Origin of the sequence: Actinopolyspora xinjiangensis (assembly GCF_900104475.1) — a bacterium.
GTDB classification, from domain to species: domain Bacteria; phylum Actinomycetota; class Actinomycetes; order Mycobacteriales; family Pseudonocardiaceae; genus Actinopolyspora; species Actinopolyspora xinjiangensis.
Genome location: NZ_FNJR01000027.1, coordinates 1 through 5698 on the forward strand (window position 1 = coordinate 1; position 5698 = coordinate 5698).

Sequence of the window (5698 nt, forward strand, 5' to 3'; positions counted from 1 at the left end):
TAGCGTCCCTGACCAGCTTCGGTTTGACGCTATCCTTCGCCGCCACCAGCGTGGAGTGGCGCGGGGCTAGTTATCCCGAAGCGGGTCAGCATCCCGGTGTGCTGGCTTTCTATCTCATCGGCAATCTCTACATGAGCTACGCCACCGCTCACGGTGCCTGGCTGTGCCGAGCCTCGGCAAGGCAGACCTACTCCGGTGCCCGTCAGAGCCTGACCGTGGCCGCTCTCGGGCTCATCGTGTGTTTGCTGGGAACGCACCTGCCGCGCGTGCTGTCGACCACCGGCCGACTACTGTTGGGCACCGATCCCGTTCCCGGAACAGCACACTGGACACCACCCCTGCTGGCCATCGGAAGCGGTCTCTTCTTCCTCGGCATCGGCTACCCCGGACTGCGCACCGGCATCATCAAAGCCCGCCTGTGGATCACCATGCGCCGCCACCACCGGCAACTCCGCCCACTCTGGGCTGCGCTGTACCAGCACTTCCCCAACATCGCCCTGTTCGCCCCCACCACCCCACGCCGCGAAGCCTGGCAACTGCGCCACATGCGACTGCGCTACTACCGACGCATCATCGAATGCCGCGACGGACTCGTCTGCCTCAGCCCCTACCTCCCCGAACCCATCCACCCCAACCACACTCCGGCACACCAAGCACAACTCGTCCACACCGCCCTCACCACCACACGCACCCAGGCAGCCCTCCCCTCGATCATCGCGGCACCAACCACCCACGACACCAACGCCGACACCCACCATCTCCTGAGCCTCGCCCACGAATACACCCAGCTGGCCAACCACACCACCAGCACAACAACCCCGTAGAGTCCCCTGACGCATTTGTTTGGGGAATCCACGCCAGCAGGTGAGGCTGGTGGCCAGCAGAATGCCGCCGCCATCGCAGATCAGGTGGTGCTTCGAATCAGTTTTGCCCCGGTCGAGGAAGACTCGGCCTTGTCTCGGGTTCCCCCTCTCGGCGCGAATGTGGGAGGCGTCCGCACACGCGCGCGACCAATCGATAGGCCCGGCCGCGTTGGGTTCGGCCGGCAACACCGCGTGGAGCCGCTCGACACCCCCGGCTTGCTGCCAGTCCCGCAGGCGCCGTCAGCACGTCATCCCGGATTCGAACCCCAACTTTTGTGACAAGTATTCCTATCCGATACCGGTGACCAGCACGAACAGGATGCCCTGCACCACCTGCCGATTCGGTAACGGCTTCGGCCCGGTCCGACTCGCCGGACGCACCGGCAACAGCGGCTCGATTCCGCTCCCACAACTCGTCCGAGACCACCCACGGCGCAACGATCACCCCAGCCCCGTACCACCAACGTGTTAGGGGCTCTAAGGTCTTCCGTTCGTGGGGAGCGCGCTGGCTGGCAAGCGGATCAAGTCCAGCTGGGGCGCGGGAAGGTCACGGGTCAGTCGGTGTGCAGCTCGCGCAGGGCGCGACGTTGGCAACGTATGCCACCCACGATGACCAGTGTCATGGATACCGCGAAAGCGATGTAGACCGGCACCGCGCGGGTGAGTCCCCCGGGCAGCAGCAGGAAGGGCGGCACGGCCGCGAGCAGCAGCACTCCGGCGCATCCGAACCAGGGGGCCACGAGCCGGTGCACGCGGTACCACACCGCGGAGTCCGTCAGGGTGGCTCTCGTGCGTACTCCGCACGCGTGATTGGACCGAAGTCGGCCGCGATGGCCGCGTACGGCGATCGTGATGAGCAAACTCCCGAGTCCCAACAGGGAAAGGGTGATGACAATAAGTGATACTGGGTCGATGCTCTCCGGCGCGAGCGTGTTGTTGGTCATGGAGACGTCCCGTTATGGATCGGCTCAGCTGTTGGTTCAGCGGTGCTATGGTCACGATATAAGGGGCGTGTATTCCGTAGAGACAGTGGAGGATCTCCCGGACGGAAATGATAAAGTAAAAGTACGGCGAACATCATCATGGAGAAAACGGGGAGCCCGATCACGAGTGCGATGGATGTGTGCAGACCGATCGCGAGTATTGCGGCACACCGACGCAGCCTGTGACCGGCGAACAGTGTGCAGGCTACGAAAAACTCGATGGCGATCGTTCCCCACGTCGCCGCCAGAACGATCAGACCGTGCGAGAGCAGCCATGCCACGATCGGATGCAGGAACTGACTGGTGCCGAACGGTGGCATCGTCAGCCAATACCAGACCGCCGTTCCGTCCCTCCATTCCGGAACCTTGAGTTTTTCCACGCTCGACTGCAGGTATAGCAGGCTAGTCTGAACCCAAATCAGCAGCAGAGTCATGTGCGAGACGACTCGACCAACTGAAAGATCCTTCCGGTATTCTGTGTTTTGATACCAGTGCCAGCGTCGATTGTCGGTTAGACAGATCGGGATAAGTAATAAGGTAATGACAGCTGCAACCTGGTCTCCGCCGTCCATCACGTTAGTAGAGGAGTAAAACGAGAAGGAAACCCACCAGTGAAGAATTCCCGTGATGCGTGGACGCCACCCAACGGCCACTACGAGCAGAATCGTTACCGCCGTCCAACGTGCTAATTCGAGGTATTGCGTGGGAACGAGGCAAAACAGTCCGAAGTATCCAGCTACCCCATCGCACACGAGTCCGGTGGGACGAGCTGCACTGACGTAGAACAGGTGCGTTGTCGGTGTCACCATCAGAGCCAACAATGTCCCGGAAGCCAGCAGACAGCGTGCTACACCTAGTAGGGGCGTATGCACGGAATAGCGTGCCATGCGCACCAGCTGTCGATGACGCCATTCATCAATCGTATCGACCAGCATGTGTCGTGCCGTTCTCATTGTCGCTCTGCGTGGTGGCATTGTGCTTCAATGACGCGAAATTCCACTGGCATCTTTGTTTGGGTTCCCGCCCAAGCCCACGGGACAGGCGGCTGCTGTACTAGTGCGAGTTCTCCGCAGAAGCGGATAACTCCGCCAAGGGAGCGTGTCGAAGGTATGTTGCCATGAAAGTCTCTCAGACACTGGTCAATATCACCGCTCTTACACTCCGTCCATCCTGCCTGCGAAGTATTCTGCGTCAACGCATCGATTTCGTACTGCTCCGTACGGACAGTACGGTCAAGCCCGAAGAGACTCTTCGGCTCGGCATTTGAGACGGCGGACGTCCGCTCCCACCGGTTCCGCCCGGTCGGCTCCCAGACCATGACCGCTGGCTCCCGAGGGTCTCTAGTAAAGAACCCCCACCCCTGCGGGAGAACGTCGTGCACCACTGTGACAACACCCGAGATCCGTGGTCGGTCAATGAGGGCATTCGGAACGAACAATGTGAGTAGCACGGCAGGCAGCAGGACCGCGAGCGATACACCCGTGTTGAAGACGTGTCGAATCCGGTTCGGAAACGAGACTCGTCTGCTGCCTGCATCGCTTTCCATTTCATGATCATCTTGTTCGTTCATCGAGCGAGATTCTCGGTGATGACCCTGATCGCGCGATCACGTTCGACAGTGCTAGCGGTGCTCGACGAAGAACTCGGCATGTACATACCATTCCATGCGACTACCGCTTGGGTGAGTCCTGCCACGCTCGTAGCGGCGACGGCGTTTTGCACGCCGACCCACGATACCGCGGCAGCTGCCGCGACACACACCCAAACGGCACCGCATCGTGGTCGAACGTCTGTGGTCTGCTGAGCTTGGGATCCGGCTGCGGTACTGAACCATTTGCCTCCGTTATTCAGTGCTTCTTCCACCCTGGGGGCAGAACCACTGGTTAGACCGTCCGCCACGGAGTCGAACTTGGCCGGGTCGTCAGTGCGCAGCTCCGCGAGGAAAGTCTTGATCTGTTGGTTGTACTTGTCTCGGTTAAGATCTTCCGGAAGCTGGACCTCCACTTTCGCCGGATCCGCGACAGGACCAACTCCAAAGAAGACGCCCTGGATAATCTCCTGAGAGCTCGCGTTCGCGACACTGGGATGTGGTGCTTGCGCTGCATTGGCCACGGGTAACAGAAGGGTGACGCTCAATGCGATCCCGATGAGCGTGGCAACACCTTTCTTCCGTAAAAGAGGCTTCATCGTCTCCACCAGTTGCATTGCGACCGTCATTGACCAGCTATGCCGTTCGTAACCCCCATGAAGAGTTCATTTCGCGACATTTGCGGTCAAACTCCGTTTCATCTCGAAGGATACCTTGATGATCGTGTTTACTCCAGAGAACAGCAGAAAATCAGCCATGCTCCAATGCATGACATATATCACTACTGATTCTGCTCCGTTCATAGGTTTTTATCCGGTGCACTCCTGAAAGCGTGTTCAGTTGGTTATGTGGGAGTTTGGTGATCGTGGATGATGGCTGAGCTGTCACGTCGGCTGGTGCCGGATGAGCGGTGTTGCGGGCCGGGAGGTTGTTGACGCTGGGAGGAGGGCTGGTGGGGGACGGGTCTTGCGGCGGCAGGATGAGAACCGCCAAGTTCGGGCGTGGTGCGCTGACGCGCCCGCCGGATCACCGCCTCTGCCACCGTGGGGCCGTCGGCGGCGCGTAGCTCGGCGGCTCGTGCCGCGTGCGCGCTCGCACGCAGGACGTGATCGACCTGGCTCGCCCGCGCGAGCGGATGCAGATAAGCCGCCGCGGCCGCATCCCCCGCGGCACGACCGGCACAGCAGGCGGCCCCGTCAGCGGCGGCTCTCGCCGCGCGGTGCGCCTCCAGCGCGGCAACGCGCTGCCACGTCGACCGCACAGCACCATCGGCGAAAGCCCGCGCGGCCTTTACAGCAGCACGCGGCCGCCCATCCCCGGGACAGACCTCCTCGAAAATCACCAGTACCTCTTGGGCACTGTCGAGAGCGTACCGAGCCCCACCCGCAACTCCTCCACGGTCAACGCGACTTCGCCTGAAGCGCTCGACACGCACTCCATTCCCGCCCCCGACGGGCATGAGGGCCTGCCCACCATCGGCGATGACGAGCAGGCCCTCCTGCGCACCGATCCCCGGAATACCGAGGTGTGTCCTGGAAAGGATCGGCGAGACTCTAGCCCGGCGGTGCCAGTGGGTGGTCTTCTCCGGTCAGGGCGGTCAACGCCGTGGCGATTTCGGGGAGTCCGGCGCGGACGTAGGTCGCCGTTGCCCCGTCCTGGCCCGCGTGGTCGGTGTGGCCGGCGTAGGCCCGGGCCACCGCGTAACCGAAGTGGCGCTCCACCCACGTCAGAGTGGTATACCGCAGCCAGTGCGTGCTGACCTGCTGCGTGGCCACCCACGACACGTGCCGCCCCAGCCGGTGCCACAGATGGTCATACCGCCGATGCGTCAACGCTGCCCCGCTGTGGTAGCGCAGCACCCTCCCATCACCGGAGGCGTGCGCGCCCCGCTGGTCGGCGTGCTCCCGCAAATGCCGCATAAGTGTGGGCGAGACCGGCTGCCACCGCACCGTGTCGTTCTTCTCCCGCAACAACACCAGACACTGCTGCGGATCCAAATCAGCCACCCTCAACGCCAGGGCACCCCCGCGGCGGCAGGCCGTCTCGGTGTGCAACCGCAACAACAACGTGTCCAACGCGGGATCATTACCCGTCGACGCGGCCACCCGGTTCAACTCCGCCACCGGCCGCTCACCCAACCCCCGACGCGTACTCGGCAACCGACGCGGCATCACCACCCGCCGGGCCGGATCCTGCGACTCCGACAGCAGCCCATCAGCCACCGCGTGCCGATACACACACCGCAACGCCGCGATACAGTGCTC

7 protein-coding genes are annotated in these 5698 nt (G+C 62.3%); 1 reads left to right on the forward strand and 6 read right to left on the reverse strand.

Annotation, left to right across the window (positions count from 1 at the left end; translation table 11 throughout):
- Positions 1-824 (forward strand): MAB_1171c family putative transporter (locus BLQ75_RS22775; RefSeq protein WP_092604721.1); only part of this gene is annotated, 824 nt, incomplete at its 5' end.
- Between the two features lie 593 nt (positions 825-1417).
- Here the strand turns inward: BLQ75_RS22775 and BLQ75_RS22785 are convergent.
- The 6 genes from BLQ75_RS22785 to BLQ75_RS22800 all read right to left on the reverse strand — a co-directional run.
- Positions 1418-1807: an SdpI family protein gene (locus tag BLQ75_RS22785; protein ID WP_092604723.1), complete on the reverse strand. Its 390-nt coding sequence runs from the start codon at positions 1805-1807 to the stop codon at positions 1418-1420.
- Complete coding sequence (locus BLQ75_RS22790) at positions 1804-2781, reverse strand: sporulation-delaying protein SdpB family protein (RefSeq protein WP_170837653.1); 978 nt, start codon at positions 2779-2781, stop codon at positions 1804-1806. The genes BLQ75_RS22785 and BLQ75_RS22790 overlap by 4 nt, the downstream gene beginning before the upstream one ends.
- Positions 2782-2795: 14 nt before the next feature.
- The gene (locus BLQ75_RS24850) at positions 2796-3416 is read right to left on the reverse strand and encodes an SdpA family antimicrobial peptide system protein (protein WP_092604725.1); all 621 of its coding nucleotides are present in this window, start codon (positions 3414-3416) and stop codon (positions 2796-2798) included.
- The gene (locus BLQ75_RS23235; RefSeq protein ID WP_139183084.1) at positions 3413-4051 is read right to left on the reverse strand and encodes a sporulation delaying protein family toxin; all 639 of its coding nucleotides are present in this window, start codon (positions 4049-4051) and stop codon (positions 3413-3415) included. Before BLQ75_RS23235 ends, BLQ75_RS24850 begins: the two co-directional genes overlap by 4 nt.
- A 227-nt stretch (positions 4052-4278) precedes the next feature.
- Positions 4279-4776, reverse strand: coding sequence for a putative immunity protein (locus BLQ75_RS24855; protein WP_425286485.1), 498 nt, complete (start codon positions 4774-4776; stop codon positions 4279-4281).
- 211 nt (positions 4777-4987) lie between these two features.
- The coding region (locus BLQ75_RS22800) for a tyrosine-type recombinase/integrase (protein WP_092604726.1) at positions 4988-5698 on the reverse strand (711 nt) is incomplete at its 5' end.